General features: G+C 58.2%; 13 protein-coding genes. 10 read left to right on the top strand and 3 right to left on the bottom strand.

Translation table 11 applies throughout. From position 1 onward, the window contains the following. The first annotated feature begins 63 nt into the window (after positions 1–63). The 10 genes from EVX52_RS04010 to EVX52_RS04055 all read left to right on the top strand — a co-directional run bounded on the left by EVX52_RS04010 (position 64) and on the right by EVX52_RS04055 (position 14,224). On the top strand, positions 64–1,326 hold the full coding sequence (locus tag EVX52_RS04010) for a CmpA/NrtA family ABC transporter substrate-binding protein (protein ID WP_129990644.1): 1,263 nt from the start codon (positions 64–66) through the stop codon (positions 1,324–1,326). A gap of 12 nt (positions 1,327–1,338) precedes the next feature. Next, positions 1,339–2,253: a nitrate ABC transporter permease gene (gene ntrB / locus EVX52_RS04015; protein WP_129990645.1), complete on the top strand. Its 915-nt coding sequence runs from the start codon at positions 1,339–1,341 to the stop codon at positions 2,251–2,253. Positions 2,254–2,262: 9 nt separating this feature from the next. Then, positions 2,263–3,060, top strand: a complete 798-nt coding sequence (locus EVX52_RS04020; protein WP_129951412.1) for an ABC transporter ATP-binding protein — start codon at positions 2,263–2,265, stop codon at positions 3,058–3,060. A gap of 22 nt (positions 3,061–3,082) precedes the next feature. Beyond that, complete coding sequence (gene nirB / locus EVX52_RS04025) at positions 3,083–7,282, top strand: nitrite reductase large subunit NirB (protein ID WP_129990646.1); 4,200 nt, start codon at positions 3,083–3,085, stop codon at positions 7,280–7,282. Further along, the gene (locus tag EVX52_RS04030; protein WP_129990647.1) at positions 7,279–9,951 is read left to right on the top strand and encodes a nitrate reductase; all 2,673 of its coding nucleotides are present in this window, start codon (positions 7,279–7,281) and stop codon (positions 9,949–9,951) included. Before nirB ends, EVX52_RS04030 begins: the two co-directional genes overlap by 4 nt. Before the next feature lie 26 nt (positions 9,952–9,977). Further along, a complete protein-coding gene (gene cobA / locus EVX52_RS04035; protein WP_370278315.1) occupies positions 9,978–10,820 on the top strand; it encodes a uroporphyrinogen-III C-methyltransferase in 843 nt (280 codons plus the stop codon). 284 nt (positions 10,821–11,104) lie between these two features. Beyond that, on the top strand, positions 11,105–11,917 hold the full coding sequence (locus tag EVX52_RS04040) for an ABC transporter substrate-binding protein (protein ID WP_235172886.1): 813 nt from the start codon (positions 11,105–11,107) through the stop codon (positions 11,915–11,917). Between the two features lie 24 nt (positions 11,918–11,941). Continuing rightward, positions 11,942–12,772, top strand: a complete 831-nt coding sequence (locus EVX52_RS04045; protein ID WP_129990648.1) for an amino acid ABC transporter ATP-binding protein — start codon at positions 11,942–11,944, stop codon at positions 12,770–12,772. Further along, complete coding sequence (locus EVX52_RS04050) at positions 12,769–13,542, top strand: amino acid ABC transporter permease (protein ID WP_129990649.1); 774 nt, start codon at positions 12,769–12,771, stop codon at positions 13,540–13,542. Before EVX52_RS04045 ends, EVX52_RS04050 begins: the two co-directional genes overlap by 4 nt. After that, a complete protein-coding gene (locus EVX52_RS04055) occupies positions 13,532–14,224 on the top strand; it encodes an amino acid ABC transporter permease (protein ID WP_129990650.1) in 693 nt (230 codons plus the stop codon). The genes EVX52_RS04050 and EVX52_RS04055 overlap by 11 nt, the downstream gene beginning before the upstream one ends. On the opposite strand, the gene EVX52_RS04060 is transcribed toward EVX52_RS04055, so the two are convergent. The 3 genes from EVX52_RS04060 to EVX52_RS04070 are packed head-to-tail and all read right to left on the bottom strand — an operon-like array spanning position 14,195 to position 17,654. Then, on the bottom strand, positions 14,195–15,826 hold the full coding sequence (locus EVX52_RS04060; RefSeq protein WP_129990651.1) for an ABC transporter ATP-binding protein: 1,632 nt from the start codon (positions 15,824–15,826) through the stop codon (positions 14,195–14,197). The two genes, EVX52_RS04055 and EVX52_RS04060, sit on opposite strands and share 30 nt — an antisense overlap. Then, entirely contained in the window at positions 15,823–16,662 is an 840-nt protein-coding gene (locus EVX52_RS04065) for an ABC transporter permease (RefSeq protein ID WP_235172884.1), read from the bottom strand. The genes EVX52_RS04060 and EVX52_RS04065 overlap by 4 nt, the downstream gene beginning before the upstream one ends. Next, a complete protein-coding gene (locus EVX52_RS04070; RefSeq protein WP_129990652.1) occupies positions 16,659–17,654 on the bottom strand; it encodes an ABC transporter permease in 996 nt (331 codons plus the stop codon). Before EVX52_RS04070 ends, EVX52_RS04065 begins: the two co-directional genes overlap by 4 nt. Between the last annotated feature and the right edge of the window lie 14 nt (positions 17,655–17,668).

Below are 17,668 nucleotides of genomic sequence, written 5' to 3' on the forward strand. Positions count from 1 at the left end.
GGAAACTGAGCGCTGACTGGACGCTTTTTTTTTGTTCATTTTTCAACATCACAGGAAGCCGCAATGACGCCAGATGATAAAAAAACTCCGGGACAATTCTCCCGCCGCCGCTTTATTGCCGGCAGTGCGGTACTGGGCGGCAGCATGATGATGCCGGGCTTTATGAACAGCGTCTGGGCGGCCGGTTCAGATGCGCCCGAGAAAAAAGAAATCCGCGTCGGATTTATTCCGCTGACCGATTGTGCCTCCGTGGTGATGGCGGCAATGAAAAAATTTGATGAAAAGTACGGCATCAAAATTATCCCCAGCAAGGAATCGAGCTGGGCATCAGTGCGCGACAAACTCGTGTCCGGCGAACTCGATGCCGCGCATGTGCTTTACGGGCTGGTGTATGGCCTGCAACTGGGCGTATCCGGTCCGCAGCACGACATGGCAATGCTGATGTCGCTCAATAATAACGGACAGGCGATCACGCTTTCTAATCAGCTGAAACAGGCCGGTGTCACCGACGGGGACTCGCTGAAAAAAAGGGTCGATGCCAGCGCGAAAGGCACCTACACCTTTGCGCAGACTTTCCCCACCGGTACTCACGCCATGTGGCTGTATTACTGGCTGGCGAACGCCGGTATCCACCCGTTTAACGATGTGCGTAACGTGGTCGTGCCGCCGCCGCAAATGGCAGTGAACATGAAGATCGGCAACATGAGCGGTTACTGCGTCGGCGAACCCTGGAATCAGCGCGCCATTCAGGACGAAATAGGTTTCACTGCGGTCACGTCACAGGATATCTGGCCGGATCATCCGGAAAAAATTCTCGGCACCACGTCGGCCTGGGTCGCGGCTAATCCCAACGCCGCCCGTTCGCTGACCGCTGCGGTACTTGACGCCTCACGCTGGATTGACACTTCTGACGCCAACCGTATCGAAACCGCGCAGGTTATCTCAGCACGAGCCTACATCAATACGCCGGTAGCAACGATTCAGGGACGGATGCTTGGCGATTACGAAAACGGACTGGGCAAAAAGTGGAAAGACGCACACAGCATGCGTTTCTTCAACGACGGCGCGGTCAACTATCCGTATCTCTCCGACGGCATGTGGTTCCTGACTCAGCACAAACGCTGGGGATTGCTGAACAATGATCCGGACTATCTGGCCGTCGCCCAAAAAATTAACCGTATTGACGTCTATAAACAGGCGGCGACTGCGGCTGGTGGCATCAACCTGCCGTCCGGTGATATGCGCAGCAGCACGCTGATAGACGGAAAAGTCTGGGACGGCAGCAACCCTGCTGAATATGCCAACAGTTTTGCCATGAAACGTTAAGTGAGGTCGCTGATGTCCATGAATTCAAAATCTCATGTTGTCGCGCTGCCTGAACCGGTGAGTGCACAAATTGTACCGATCGCCCCGGTAACGCAGAACGCAGCCGCGCCGGTCAGTGCCGTAAAAACGACTGATACCGCACGGTTGCGCGTCGTGATGCACCGTGTTTTGCAAAAAGCTATTCCGGCGCTGCTGGGAGCCATCGTACTGATCGCCATCTGGCAAATTGCCGCGCTCAGCAGTAAAGGGTTTCCGACCCCGCTGAAAACCTGGGAAGCGGCGAAAGTGATTTTCGCCGATCCGTTTTACATCGCCGGGCCGAACGACATGGGCATTGGCTGGAACGTTCTGGCGTCGCTTAAACGTGTGGCGATGGGCTTCGGGCTGGCGGCACTGATCGGCATCCCGGCGGGATTTCTGATCGGGCGCTTCAGTTTTATCGCCAGCATGCTCAATCCGATCATTTCATTGCTGCGACCAGTCAGTCCGCTGGCCTGGTTGCCTATCGGTTTGCTGTTATTCCAGCGCGCAGAACCCGCCTCGGCGTGGACCATTTTTATCTGCTCGATCTGGCCGATGATCCTCAACACGGCTGAGGGCGTAATGCGTATTCCGCAGGATTATCTCAACGTCGCGCGGGTGCTGAAACTCAGTGAATTCACCGTGATGCGCAAGATCCTTTTTCCTGCCGTACTGCCTTACATCCTCACCGGTGTACGTCTGTCGATTGGTATCGCGTGGCTGGTGATTGTTGCCGCTGAAATGCTCACCGGTGGTGTCGGGATTGGTTTCTGGATCTGGAACGAATGGAACAACCTCAACGTGGAAAACATCATTATCGCCATTCTGCTGATTGGGGTGGTGGGGATGGTGCTGGAACAGGGGTTGATGGTCATTGCCCGCCGCTTCAGTTATGACAACCGTTAGGAGCCTGAGATGAAAAACAACCAAGCCATTATCCGCGTGCAGAACGTCAGCCAGAGTTTCCCGACCGCCAAAGGCCCGTTTCTGGCGCTCGACAATGTCAGCTTTGATATTGCACAGGGTGAAACGGTCAGCCTGATTGGTCATTCCGGTTGCGGAAAATCCACCTTGCTGAACCTGATTGCCGGGCTGAGCCGTCCGACGGAAGGCGTGCTGCTGTGTGATAACCAGGAAATTACCGGTCCTGGCCCGGAACGCGGCGTGGTGTTTCAGAACCATTCTCTGCTGCCGTGGCTGACCACTTTTGAGAACGTCGCGCTGGCGGTGAATCAGGTGTTCAAAGGGGTAATGAGTAAAAGTGAAATGCGTGACTGGATTTCGCACAACCTCGACCTGGTGCACATGGGACACGCTGCTGATAAACGTCCGGGTGAGATTTCCGGCGGTATGAAACAGCGGGTGGGCATCGCCCGTGCACTGGCGATGAAACCGAAAGTGTTACTGATGGATGAACCCTTCGGCGCACTCGACGCTTTAACCCGTGCGCATTTGCAGGATGCGGTGATGGAGATCCAGTCACGCCTGAAAACCACGATTTTGCTTATTACACATGACGTGGACGAAGCGGTGCTGCTTTCGGATCGCGTAATGATGATGACCAACGGACCGGCAGCAAAAGTCGGCGACGTGTTGCAGGTGGAACTGGCGCGCCCGCGCTCACGGCTGGCACTGGCGAACGACCCTATGTTCCACCAGTACCGTCAGCAGGTTCTGCAGTTCCTGTATGAAAAACACCGGTCGGTTGCCTGATTCAGCAGGCGGGATAAGCGCAATGGATAAACCCACTCTGATAGTGATCGGCAACGGAATGGCGGGCGTACGGCTGGTGGAAAGGCTGTGCGAACGTGCGCCGGACCGTTACCGCATTTTGGTCATCGGCGAAGAAAATCAACCCGCGTATAACCGCATTCTGCTTACACCGGTACTTGCCGGGGAGAAACATTTCGATGAGATCGTGACCCATGACGCGCAGTGGTACAAAGGTCACAACGTCACGTTTATCGCCGGGGAGGCGGCGACAGGAATTAACCGCGCTGCCCGCAGGGTGCGGGCTGGCGGGCGGGTGTTTGATTATGACCATCTGGTGCTCGCCACCGGTTCGCGGCCTTTTATGCCGCCGGTGCCGGGCGCACAACTGCAGGGTATTCACGGTTTCAGAAATCAGCAGGATGTGGAAAACATCCTCCGCGGAGAGGACGACGGACAACCGGTCGCGGTGATTGGCGGCGGCGTTTTAGGGGTAGAAACCGCCGCCGCACTGGCGCTGAGAGGCATGCAGGTCAGCCTGTTGCATCGCGGCGCTCATCTGATGGACAGCCAGCTTGATGAACATACCGCAGAACTGCTTCGTGTCAGCCTCGGGACACGCGGTATCAGGTCGGTTTTGCAGGCGCAGACGGTGGCATATGCCGGTGACCCTTCCGGCAACGTCAGAGCGGTGATACTCAGCGACGGGCGTGAAATTCCTGCGCGGCGCGTGGTGGTGGCCGCCGGTGTCCGGCCCGATATTGCGCTGGCGCAGGCTGCCGGACTGGATTGTGATCGCGGCATTCTGGTCAGCGACACGCTGCAAACCACCGACCCGGCTATTTCGGCCATCGGTGAATGCTGTCAGCAGGGGAACCTGACCGCCGGTCTGGTCGCGCCGTGCTGGCAACAGGCTGAGACGCTGGCGGCCCGTCTGGCGGGTGCACCGGTCGTTTCTTCGGTGGAGCACAGGGCACCGCTGCGTCTGAAAGTAACCGGCATTGATCTGTTCTGCGCCGGTGAACTGCACGGCGGTGACGGCGAACAAATTCACACGATGTCTGATCCGGTTGACGGCCACTACCGCCGCCTGTTGCTGCGCGACAACCAGCTTACCGGCGTACTGCTGTGGGGCGATATCAGCGACGGACCGGCGTACTTCGCCCGCATCAGCAATCCCGTCATCCACCGGATGCCACTGAGCATCTTCAGCCCCGGCGATGAACCGGCCGCTGACGGCCTTCCGCCCGTTAAATCAGAACAGTTACCCGCCGGGGTAACCAGGAGCACAGTAATGTCGAAACCCGTATTAGTTATGGCCGGACACGGCATGGTCGGCCACCATTTCCTGCAACAACTGGTCGAGCGTGAATTGCATCTTCAATACCAGGTAATTGTTTTTGCAGAAGAAAAGTCACCCGCTTACGACCGGGTACATTTGTCTGAGTTTTTCTCCGGTCGCAGTGCTGAGTCGCTGTCGGTGGTAGAAGAGGGTTTCTTTGAGTCGACCGGCATTGAACTGCGCCTCGGGCACAGTATCGGTCATATCGACACCCGCCACCGGTTTGTGGTCGATCATCAGGGGCGCCAGACGGCTTACGATTTGCTGGTACTGGCGACCGGTTCTTACCCGTTTGTGCCGCCAATTCCGGGCAACGATGCGCCGGGCTGCCTGGTTTACCGCACGCTGGACGATCTGGCGGCGATTCAGGCCTGTGCAGCCACCGGCAAAACCGGTGTGGTGGTGGGCGGTGGTTTGCTGGGGCTGGAAGCAGCGAATGCACTGAAACATCTCGGGTTGCAAACACATGTGGTGGAGTTTGCGCCCCGGCTGATGGGTGTTCAGCTTGATGAAGGTGGTGCCGCTATGCTGCGCCGCAAAGTTGAAGCGCTGGATGTGCAGGTGCATACCGGCAAAGAAACCCGCGCTATCGTGACCGGTGAAACCTGTCGCTATCGCATGGAATTTGCTGACGGCGGTCATCTGGAAACCGATCTGGTGCTGTTCTCCGCCGGTATCCGTCCGCGCGATCAGCTGGCAAAAGAGTGCGGGCTGGAGGTCGGGCCGCGTGGCGGCATTGTGATTAACGATCAGTGCCGTACCTCTGATCCGGCCATTTTTGCTATCGGCGAATGTGCCTTATGGAACGGGCAGATTTTCGGTCTGGTCGCCCCCGGCTACCAGATGGCGCGCACGCTGGCCGATACGCTTTCCGGCAGCGAGGTGGCGTTTAAAGGCGCGGACATGAGCACTAAACTGAAACTGCTGGGCGTAGAAGTGGCCTCAGTCGGCGATGCGCATGGCCGCACGCCGGGCAGTCAGAGTTATAGCTGGGTCGACGGTCCGGCGGAAGTGTACAAAAAAATCGTGGTCTCGCAGGACGGCAAACGCCTGCTCGGCGCGGTGCTGGTCGGCGACAGCAACGAATACAGCACGTTGTTGCAGATGATGCTTAACGATATGCCGCTGCCCGCCAGTCCGGAAAACCTGATCCTGCCCGTCAGTGCCGGTGCAGCGCCACACACGCCGGGCGTCGCGGCACTGCCGGACGGCGCGCAAATTTGTTCCTGCCATAACGTCAGCAAATCAGATATCTGTGACGCGGTGAAGGGCGGTTGCGGCGATATGGCGGCGGTCAAAGCCTGCACCAAAGCGGCGACCGGCTGCGGCGGCTGTGCAGCGCTGACCAAACAGGTGATGGAATTCGCGCTGACCGAAATGGGCGTAGAAGTGAAAAAAGACGTCTGCGAGCACTTTGCCTATTCGCGTCAGGAAATTTATCACCTGGTGCGTATGGGCAAGCTTCGCAGCTTTGATGAACTGATTGAGAAACACGGCCACGGTCGCGGCTGTGAAATCTGCAAGCCACTGGTGGGATCCATTCTGGCGTCCTGCTGGAACGATTACCTGCTCAAACCGCAGCATTTACCGTTGCAGGATACCAACGATCGTTACTTCGCCAACATTCAGAAAGACGGAACTTATTCCGTGGTGCCGCGCATTCCGGCCGGTGAAATCACCCCCGACGGGCTTATCGCTATCGGCCAGATTGCAAAACGTTACAACCTCTATACCAAAATTACCGGCGGGCAACGGGTGGATTTATTCGGTGCCCGCCTCGAACAACTGCCGGAAATCTGGCAGCAACTGGTGGACGCCGGGTTTGAAACCGGTCACGCCTATGGCAAATCGCTGCGCACGGTGAAATCCTGTGTCGGTTCAAGCTGGTGCCGCTATGGGGTGCAGGATTCCACCAGGCTGGCGCTGCAACTGGAGAATCGTTACAAGGGGCTGCGCTCCCCGCATAAAATCAAAATGGCGGTCTCGGGTTGTACCCGTGAATGCGCCGAAGCACAGAGCAAAGACGTCGGCGTGATTGCCACCGAAAAGGGCTGGAACCTCTACGTGTGCGGCAACGGCGGCATGAAACCGCGCCACGCTGATTTACTGGCGCAGGACATGAGCACGGAAGATCTGATCCGCACCGTAGACCGCTTTCTGATGTTTTACATCCGTACCGCTGACCGTCTGCAACGTACCAGCACCTGGATGGATAATCTCGAGGGCGGCATGGATTACCTGCGTCAGGTGGTGCTGGAAGACAGCCTGCACATCGGCGCAGAACTGGAAAGTGAGATGAACGCAGTGGTCGGCACGTATCAGTGCGAATGGCAAACCACGCTGGCAGATCCGGACCGGCTGGCGCTGTTCCGCCCGTTCGTCAACAGCAGCGAGCCGGATGAAACGGTAGTGATGGTGACGGAGCGTCAGCAGGTTCGACCGGCAACGTCGCAGGAACGGGCTGTTATTGCCGTTAACGCGGTCAACCCGCCGGTGATGGCGGTGCAGGGCTGGGTGGCTTTGTGCGATCTGAGTGCCATACCGGCCAATGCCGGTATGGCGGCGCGGCTGGCTAACCGGCAGATTGCGCTGTTCCATTTACCGGATCATCCGCAGCAGGTTTTCGCGCTGAGTAACCATGAGCCGGACAGCGACGCCAACGTGCTGGCACGCGGGCTGGTGGGTGATGTGAAAGGTGAGCCGGTGGTAATTTCGCCGCTGTACAAACAGCGTTTCCGTTTACACGACGGGCGCAGCGTGGACGACGCGCAGACGACACTGAACGTGTGGCCGGTGAAAGTGGAAAATGGCCGCGTCTGGGTACAGGAACAGCCGGGGGTGAAAACCGCCGACACCGACGTTATCGCGACGGTCAGTGTATGAAAAAAACTGTCGCCACAACACCAGCACTGACCACCTGCGCCTATTGTGGCGTCGGGTGTGGTGTCAGCATGCAGCCGCAGGCCGGAGGGTTCAGTGCCAGCGGTGATAAAACACATCCGGCCAGTCACGGGCGTTTATGCGTAAAAGGCAGCGCGCTGGGAGAAACGCTGGGTTTACAGGGGCGGCTGTTGCAGCCGGAAATTGATCATCAGCCGGTCAGCTGGGCGCTGGCTCTCGATACGATAGCGCAGCGGTTGCGGGCGGTCATCGGCGAACATGGCCCGCAGGCGGTGGCGTTTTACGGTTCCGGTCAGTTACTGACCGAAGATTATTATGTCGCCAATAAACTGATGAAAGGCTTTATCGGCGCGGGAAATATGGATACCAATTCTCGGCTGTGCATGGCTTCTGCCGTGGCGGGTTACAAACGCGCGTTCGGGGCCGACGCCGTGCCGTGCAGTTATCAGGATCTGGAACTGGCCGACTGCGTCTTGCTGACCGGGTCGAATACAGCATGGGCGCATCCTGTCGTGTATCAGCGGCTGGCACAGGCCAAAAAGGACCGGCCACAGATGCGCATTATTGTTATTGATCCGCGCCAGACCGCCACCTGTGATATCGCCGATTTGCATCTGGCGTTGCAACCTGGCAGTGACGCGGCGTTGTTCTGTGGTGCGCTGAACGCGATGGCGGAGAGCGGAAAACTCGACAGCGCTTACCTGCAACACCATACGCAGGGGGCTGAAGATGTCTTGCGGGCGGCGCGGGACTGGACAGTGGCGCGTACCGCCGCGTATTGCGGATTACCGGTGGATCAGTTGCTGGCGTTTTACCAGATGATAGGCCACAGCCAGCGGCTGGTGACGCTGTATTCGATGGGGATCAACCAGTCCGGTTCCGGCGTGGATAAATGCAACGCCATTATTAACCTGCATCTGGCAACCGGCCATATCGGCCGCGCGGGCTGCGGACCGTTTTCGATTACCGGTCAGCCGAACGCGATGGGCGGACGGGAGGTCGGTGGGCTGGCCAATCAGCTGGCGTCGCACATGGGCTTTACGCCGGAAGATATCAGCCGCGTAGGGCGCTTCTGGAAAAGTGACGCCGTAACAAAAACAGCCGGACTGAACGCTGTGGATCTGTTCCGCGCGGTAGAAGAAGGCCGGATAAAAGCGGTGTGGATCATGGGCACTAATCCGCTGGTATCGCTGCCGGATGCCGACCGGGTGCGGGCCGGACTGGCGCGCTGCCCGCTGGTGATAGTCTCTGACATGATGCGTGACACCGATACCACCCGCGCCGCGCATATCTGCCTGCCCGCGCTGGGCTGGGGCGAGAAAAACGGCACCGTGACCAATTCCGAACGCTGTATCTCGCGCCAGCGTGCGTTTCTGCCCGCACCGGGTGAGGCGAAACCGGACTGGTGGATCCTCTGTCAGGTCGCGCAGCGTCTGGGGTTTGCCGAAGCATTCGCCTGGCAGCATCCGGCGGAGATTTTCCGTGAACATGCGGCGCTTTCCGGCTTTGAAAATCACGGTTCGCGGGCATTTGATATCAGCGGGCTGGCGCAGCTTTCGGATGAGGAATGGGACACCCTGCGGCCTGTACAGTGGCCGGTGAATGCGGCAAATCCGCAGGGCACGACGCGCCTGTTTACGGATAACACGTTCTTCCATCCTGACGGCAAAGCGCGGCTGATCCCGGTCACGCCCAGGCTGCCGGTCAATCAGCCAAACGCTGCATATCCGCTGATCATGAACACCGGCAGGGTTCGTGACCAGTGGCACACGATGACGCGCACCGGTAAGTCAGCGCGGCTGATGCAGCACATCAGTGAACCGTTTTGTCAGTTTCATCCCGACGATGCGCCGCAGATCCGGTCCGGCGATCTGGTGCGCGTTGCCTCCTCGCACGGCTGGTTGTTGCTGCGCGCCCAACCTGATCCTCTGCAACGGCGCGGCAGTGTGTTTGTGCCGATGCACTGGAACAGCCGGTTCAGCCAGCAGGCACGGGTTGATGCGCTGATTGAAGCGCATGTTGATCCGCTGTCGGGACAGCCGGAAAGCAAACATATGCCGGTCAGTCTGAGCCGCTGGCCTGCCGCGTGGCAGGCCGAACTGTTTGTGCGTGGTGAAAATATTACGCCACCAGTGACGACGTACTGGAGCCTGATCACCCAGCCGGGTGTGACCCACTTTACGCTGGCCGACTCTTCGCTGCCGGCAGACTGGATGGCGTGGCTGAAGGAGTCTTACGCCACGGACAACCTGATCTGCCAGACCGCGCAACTGGGCGATGACGGTTTCAGCCTGCTGGCCTGGTCTGACGGCGCGTTACAACTGGCGTTCTATGCCCGCCGCAGGCCGCCGTCACCCGACCGGCAGGCTGTGCTGGCGGCATTCACCACACCGCCGCATACGGCACAGCAGCGACTGGCATTACTGGCCGGCCGTGCCGGCAGCGATAAAAAAACCGCCGGTGCCATTATTTGCAGCTGTTATGCCGTGGGGGAAATGCCAATCACTGAAGCCGTCCGCCAGGGATGTCACAACGTGCAACAGCTTGGCGAAAAACTAAAATGCGGCACAAATTGCGGCTCATGCATTCCTGAACTCAAAAAAATCATTGCCGGTCAGCGTGCCACGCTGACGGCGGGAGACAGCCAATGAACAACATTCCCGAAAAAACATTACAGATGCAGCAGATCGCGCAAATTCTGGCGGGTGCCAGCCGGCGTAATCCGGTGTGTCGCGGTGAAGTCTGGCTGGTCGGAGCGGGGCCGGGGGATGTCGAGCTGCTGACCCTGAAAGCGCTGCGCGTGATCCAGCAGGCGGATGTGGTGGTGTTTGACCGGCTGGTGTCTGAGCCGGTGATGGCACTGATCCCGGACGAGGCGCTGCGTATCGATGCCGGTAAATCGACGCGCAATCACACGCTGGGACAGGAAGAAATTAATCAGTTGCTGGTCAGTCTGGCCCAGACCGGGTATCGCGTGGTGCGCCTCAAAGGGGGCGATCCGTTTGTGTTCGGTCGCGGCGGCGAGGAGATGGCACATTGCCAGCAGCACGGCGTGCTGTGTCACATCGTGCCGGGTATCACGGCGGCGATGGGGTGTGCGGCATCCACGGGTATTCCGCTGACCCACCGCAGTCTGGCCCAGTCAGTGCGGTTTGTGACCGGTCATGGCGCACAGGGTGAGCCGGATGTTGACTGGCGGGCGCTGGCCGAAGCGCGTCAGACGCTGGTGTTTTATATGGGCATTGCCAACAGCGAAACCATCAGCCACCAGCTGATGGCGCATGGCTTACCGGGGACGACCCCGGTCGCAGTCATTGAGCGCGGCACCCGGCCGGAACAGCGGGTACTGACCGGCAGGCTGGAGACACTGGCAGACATGATCCTTACCGGACAGGTGCAAACGCCTGCGCTGCTGATTGTCGGTGAGGTGGTGGGGATGTACCGGGCAGAGGGGCAGCGTCAAGACTGTGGGTTGCCACTCCCGCTGGCCTTAAGAGGCGACTACCGCCGCGCCTCTTAAATCTCTCCGGCCTGGAGCCTTTGCTCTCCAGGCTGCTCCGTTAAGCAAGATCCCTGAATGGCCTGCATGCACAATTTCCCCGTACGATCATCCGAAAAGCTTATGCTTAATTGATCCATCTATATCCTTTTTTGTTAGTGGCACCGACCTCATTCCTTATGCAATCCTCTGACTCACAAAAGAAAAAAAATTAAATCTCCTGCTTTGTAAATTTGGGGCGCGAGCCCTCTGCAGACTATTCATAAGGAAAAACGATGGCCGTTATTCAGTTTAATAAACGTCAAATGACAACAAGCAAAATTGCTGCCGGTTTGTTTCTGGCACTCAGCACGCTTTCCACTTTTGCCGCCCATGCTGACCAGCTGGCAGATATTAAAAAAGCCGGTGTTGTGAAAGTGGCGACTTTCGATTCCAATCCGCCGTTTGGGTCTGTGGATGCGAAAACGCACGATATTGTCGGTTATGACGTCGATTTCGCCAAAGCGCTGGCGAAAACACTGGGTGTGAAATTGCAACTGGTGCCGACTAATCCGGCCAACCGTATTCCGTTGTTGCAGTCCGGCAAGGCGGATCTGATTGTGGCTGATATCACCATCACGCCGGAACGCGCGAAAGTAATCGACTTCTCCGTGCCTTATTTCGTCACCGGCCAGCAGTTCCTGGTGCCTGCGGGTTCACCGGATAAACTGGATGCCTATGCCACGGCGCGCATTGGCGCGGTGAAAGGCACCACCGGCGAGCAGGAGTTGCATAACCGCTTCCCGCAATCCCGTGTGTTGTCTTATGACGATATTCCGCTGGCGCTTTCCGCTTTACGTAACGGCAACGTGCAGGCGATTACCCAGGACAGCACCATTCTGGCCGGTCTGCTGGATGGCGCGCCGGACAAGGCAAAATACAAAGTGCTGCCTGAATTACTGAGCAAGGAAGAGATTGGCGTTGGCGTGAAAAAAGGCGAAACCAGCCTGCTGAAAGTGGTCAACGACGAACTGCTGAATCTGGAGAAAAATGGCCAGGCGGTCAGCATTTATAACGTCTGGTTCGGCCCGCAGACTAAATCTCCTCAGCCGCGACTGTTCAAAATTGAAGCCAAATAATTTGTTTTATGCAAGGTAAGACACATGCAGCAGGACACTATCTCAACCGCAGCATCGCCTGCGGTTTTTTCACATTCACCGGCCGCTAAAACCGCCGCCGTCGAATTTCGTCAGGTCAGTAAATCTTTTGGTCCGCATGAGGTGATCCGCAACGTCGATTTGCGTGTGGACAGCGGCGAAGTGGTGGCCGTTTGCGGGCCTTCCGGTTCCGGCAAATCCACCCTGATCCGCCTGATAAACCAGCTTGAATCCGTCACCCACGGTGAAATTCTCATCAACGATCAGCCGGCGCAAAACCTCAAAGGTGCGGCATTACGCCAGTTACGTACGCATATCGGCTTTGTGTTTCAGCAGTTCAACCTGTATGCGCATCTCACTGCCGAGGACAATGTCAGTCTGGCGCTGATCAAAGTGCATGGCTGGAAGAAAAATGTGGCACGCGAAAAAGCACGGGCATTGCTCGGGCGTGTCGGGCTGGGGGATAAAGCGCTGCATTATCCTGATGAGCTTTCGGGAGGACAGCAGCAGCGCGTGGCGATTGCCCGTGCACTGGTCACCGATCCGGGCATTATTTTGTTTGATGAACCGACATCAGCGCTCGATCCGGAAATGATTGGCGAAGTATTGCTGGTGATGCAGGAACTGGCGAAAAGTGGCATCACGATGATCGTGGTAACGCACGAAATGAGCTTCGCCCGTGAAATTGCCGACCGGGTGATTTTTATGGACGGAGGCGAAATTCTTGAACAGGCACAGCCGGAAGATTTCTTCCTGCGTCCGCAGCACCCGCGTGCGCAGCGTTTTTTGCAGAAAGTATTGTTTCCGCTGCATCCGCAGACAGGAGCAGGGCGATGATCTGGCATCCTGACTGGGCGGGTGTGCTGAGCGGCCAGCCGTTGCAGTGGATTATCTCCGGCTTTCTTACCACGCTGTATGTCAGCCTTGCGGGCAGTCTGATCGCCACGTTACTGACAGTGCTGCTGATCGCGCTGCGTCTGAGCACGTCACGTATTGCCCGCGGCACAGTGGCGGCGTTTGTTTCTGTTTTCAGGAATACGCCGTTGCTGGTGCAACTGTTGTTCTGGTATTTCGCCGCTTACGGCGCGTTGCCGCAAAGCTGGCGTTTTTACATCGGCGACAATCATCCGTGGGCGACGTTTCCGGGCAACATTTCATGGCTGACGCCGGAATTTTTGTGTGCCGCCTGGGGGCTGGCGCTGTTCACGGCGGCGTTTCTGGTGGAAGAAGTGCAGGCGGGTCTGAATTCCGTGCCCAAAGGCCAGACTGAAGCGGCGATTTCGCAGGGGTTCAGCCGCAAGACATTGCTGCTTTCCATTCTTTTGCCGCAGGCGCTGACCAACGCCTGGCAGCCAGTCACCGGTCAGTATCTGAATCTGATGAAGCTTTCCTCGCTGGCGACCGGCATCGGTTTTTCGGAACTGACGTATCAGGTCAGTCAGATTGAAAGCTATAACGCACACGCCTTCGAAGGGTTTGCGGTCGGAACATTGCTGTATCTGGCGCTCGGACTGTTCCTCGGCGGGCTGATGACGGCGTTTGGTCCGAAACGTCCGCAGCGCAGGCCGCAGGCGGCAATGACGGAGGAAACCCGCGATGGAATTTGACTGGTCTGTTTTGCAGGATAATTTCACTTATCTGCTGTGGGGAAGACTGGCCGACGGTGAGCCGGGCGGGGTGTTGCTCACATTAATCATGGCGGCATCGGCGGGCGTTCTGGCGTTACTGGCCGGAGTGCTGATGGCGGCACTGGCGTGGCGTTTCGGCGGCCGGACGCGAAAAATCCTGTTCATCTGGGCATCCTTTATCCGCGGGATCCCGCTGATTTTCGTGATTTTCTGGCTGTATTTCCTGCTGCCGGTGGTGTTTGGCGGATCGATTCCCGGCCCGCTGACAGTGATCCTGGCACTGGCCTGGTTTACCTCGGCGGCGGTGATGCATTCGACGCTGGCGGGTCTGGAAGCCTTGCCGCGCGGGCAAACCGAAGCGGGGATCGCGTCCGGCATGAGCTACGGCAAAGTGCTGTTGTTCGTGTTACTGCCGCAGGCATGGCCGAACCTGTTGCCGTCATATCTCGGATTGCTGATTTCGCTGGTGAAAGATACGTCGCTGGCGTTCATCGTGAATGTGCCGGAGCTGACCACCGTGGCCGGACAGGTCAATAACCGGGTGCAAATTTACCCGGCGGAAATCTTCCTGTTTGTCGGACTGATGTATTACGTGCTGTGCGCGTCGCTTGCTGCGTTAGCCGGTAAAGCCTTACGGCGTCGCCGCCGTTTGCACACCTAAACCCGCCGACGGCAGCGCGTGGATAAGCTGCCGCGTCCACGGATGGGCAGGGCGGTGAAACACATCATCGACCTGCCCGTGCTCCACCACGCTGCCGTCTTTCATCACCATTACCCGGTCAGCCAGATGATGGACTACACCTAAATCGTGCGAGATAAATAACAGCGCGGTACGGTGCTCGGCCTGCATTTTTGCCAGTAAGTCCAGCACCTGGGCCTGAACGGAGACATCCAGCGCACTCACCGGCTCATCGGCCACCAGCAGCGCCGGATTCGGGGCAAAGGCGCGGGCAATCGCCACACGCTGACGCTGGCCGCCGGAAAGTTCGCGCGGATAACGGTGCAAAAAACTGTCGCCCAGTTGCACTTCATCAAGCAACTGCCGGATGCGGTTGCGCCGCTGTGCGCCAAAAATGCCTGCATTGTCGAGGCTTTCGCCGATAATTTTCTCCACGTTATAGCGCGGGTCAAACGAACTCAGCGGATCCTGTGCAATCAGCTGAATACCCCGGCGTCGCAGCCTGCGCTGCGCTTCCTCAACCTGGCTCCAGCGGTGTCCCTGGATGTTAATGGTGCCGGAAACCGGTTCGGTCAGCCCGAGGATCATGCGGGCCAGTGTGGTTTTCCCTGAGCCGGATTCGCCGACAATACCCAGCGTTTCTCCGGCAAACAGGTGCAGACTGACGTGACTGACCACCGTTTTTCCGGCGTACTCTTTGCTGAGATTACTGGCTTCCAGTACAGGATTTTGCGTTGAGATATTGCGCACAGGCAGGGGGACGCCACGCTGACCGGAGAGCTGCAAACCGCGCGTTGCCGGGCTCGGAACCGCCGCCAGCAACTGTTGCGTATACGGATGATCCGGTGCGGTCAGCAGTTTTTCACCGGGGCCTTCTTCGACCACTTTCCCCTGATGCATCACCAGAATGCGGTCCGCCAGTTGCCCGACGACCGCCAAATCGTGGCTGATCAGCAGCAGGCTTTGGCCGTTGTCTCGCCGCTGTTGCAGCAGATCTAAAATCTGCTTTTGCACTGTCATGTCCAGGGCAGTGGTGGGTTCATCGGCAATCAGCAAAGAGGGATTTCCGGCCAGCGCGCTGGCAATCAAAACACGCTGGCGCAAACCGCCGGAAAGCTGATGCGGATAGGCACCGAGGCGGTTTTGCGCATCGGGAAATCCCACCGATTTTAGCGAAGCGATCACCTGTGCACTGAGTGTCTTCGGATCGGTCTGGCGGCTGGCAGTGAGCGCATCGCGAAGTTGTCGTCCAATCTGTCGCAGCGGATCGAGTGAGACCAGCGCATCCTGCAATACATAGCCAATCTGGCTGCCGCGAATTTTACGCCAGCGTCGCTGGCTTGCGCCGAGCATGTCTTCGCCGCCGATCATAAAACGATCCGCAGTAATACGCGCTTTGTCATCCTGCAAGCCAAGCAGGCTGCGCGCCGTGACCGTTTTCCCCGAACCGGATTCGCCGACAAACGCAATGGATTCACCGCGCCGGAGTTGCAGATTCAGCCCGCTGACCGCCGCTTTCTCACCACCCGCAGACGGAAAGAAAATCGACAAGTTTCGGATATCAATAAACAGTTCGCTGCTCATGGGCGTTTTCCTTCAAAAGTCGCCTGCCAGTGACGCCCGAGGGTATTCACAGAAATGACGGTCAGGGTGATTGCCACACCCGGCCAGACGCCAATCCACCAGGCATTGCGCAAATAATTACGGCCTTCGGCCAGCATCAGCCCCCATTCGGCGGTCGGCGGTTGCGGCCCCATACCGAGAAAACTCAGCCCGGCGGTGCCGATAATTGCTGTGCCCAGCCCGAGCGTAGCCAGCGCCGGAACGTGCGCAATGGCGTGCGGCAAAACGTGACGCCAGACCAGCACATGACGTTTCAGCCCCAGCGTGCGGGCCTGTTCGACATAACCGGAAGACATCACCACGAAGGTCTGTGCCCGCACCACGCGGGTGAAGCGAGGCACCGAGGCCACCCCCAGGGCGAAGATAAGATTGGTGGTGCCGGGGCCGGTAAACGCGATCAGCATCAGCGCCAGCAGCAGATCGGGAAAGGCAGAAACCACGTCCACCGCGCGGCTGATCAGTTCATCCGCAGGTCCTTTAAACAAGCCGGCCAGCAGGCCGAGCAGGCTGCCAATACTCACTGCCACGGCCATCGCCGCCAGACTGATCAGCAGGGAATAGCGGCTGCCATAAATAATGCGCGCCAGCACGTCGCGGCCAAGCTGATCGGTGCCCAGCCAGTGCCCGGCAGAAGGGGGAAGCTGCGCATTGACCGGATCGGCATTTAACGGGTCGTGATGGGTCAGCAAACCGGGGAAGACCACCGCCAGCAGCACCAGACATAAAAAACCGGCAGCCAGCAAATAGCCAGCGGGAAAGCGGCGTGTGATGCGCCCGGACATCAGAAACTGACTCATGGATTTTCCTCTCCGGCAGCGGGTGCGTCGCGCAGGCGCGGATCGATAAACAGGTACAAAATGTCCACCAGTGTGCTCAGCACTACGTACACCAGTGCCGAGAAAATCGCCACCGCCAGTACTACCGGCAAATCTTTACCCAGCACGGCATCGACGGTAATTTTGCCCAAACCCGGACGGCCAAACACCTGTTCAGTGATCACCGCACCGCTGAGCAGACCGCCGATCAGCCAGCCGGTGAGAGTGACGGCTGGCAGCGCGGCATGGCGCAGCGCATGGCGTAAACGGATAACGGTGTTACCCAAACCCCAGGCGCGCAGCGTCAGAACAAAAGGTTCATTGAGCGCATCTTCCAGCCCGCGCCGCAGCACCTGCGAAACGACAGCGCCTTGTGCCAGGCCGAGTGACAGCGCCGGTAACACCAGTGACGAAAAACTGCGGTCACCGGCGACCGGAAACCAGCGCAGGGTAAAGCTGAAGATAAACAGCAGCACGATGCCAAGCCAGAAAGAGGGCGTAGAGGCCAGAATCAGTTCCACGCAGCCGGCGATACGCTGTCCCCAGCGACGATGCGCGGTAGTGACCGCCATCAGCACGGCAAAGACCAGGCTGACCACCAGCGCCAGAGCGGTGAGTTTCAGCGTTGGCCACAGTTGCGATAACACCAGTGAACTGACGTCCGTATTAAGCAGGTACGAACGGCCAAAATCGCCGTGCAGTACCCGCCACAGGTAATGCAGATATTGCAGATACAACGGCTGATCCAATCCCCATTCAGCGCGGATCGCCGCCTCAATCGCCGGAGTGTGCACCTGTTCGCCCATCAGTAAACTGACAATATCGCCCGGCGCGAGGTAAACGCTGATAAACGACAAAGTGACCGCCGCCCAGAGTACCAGCACGCCGGTGAGTATCCGCCGGGTGATCCGCCCGCCCCATGACGGTTTGGCCTTCGGCCTGCGGGGTGAAATCAATGCAGTTTCAGCCGACATGTGCTGACTCCTTA

It is taken from the genome of Rahnella sp. CFA14(1/10) (assembly GCF_004195095.1).
GTDB classification, from domain to species: domain Bacteria; phylum Pseudomonadota; class Gammaproteobacteria; order Enterobacterales; family Enterobacteriaceae; genus Rahnella; species Rahnella perminowiae.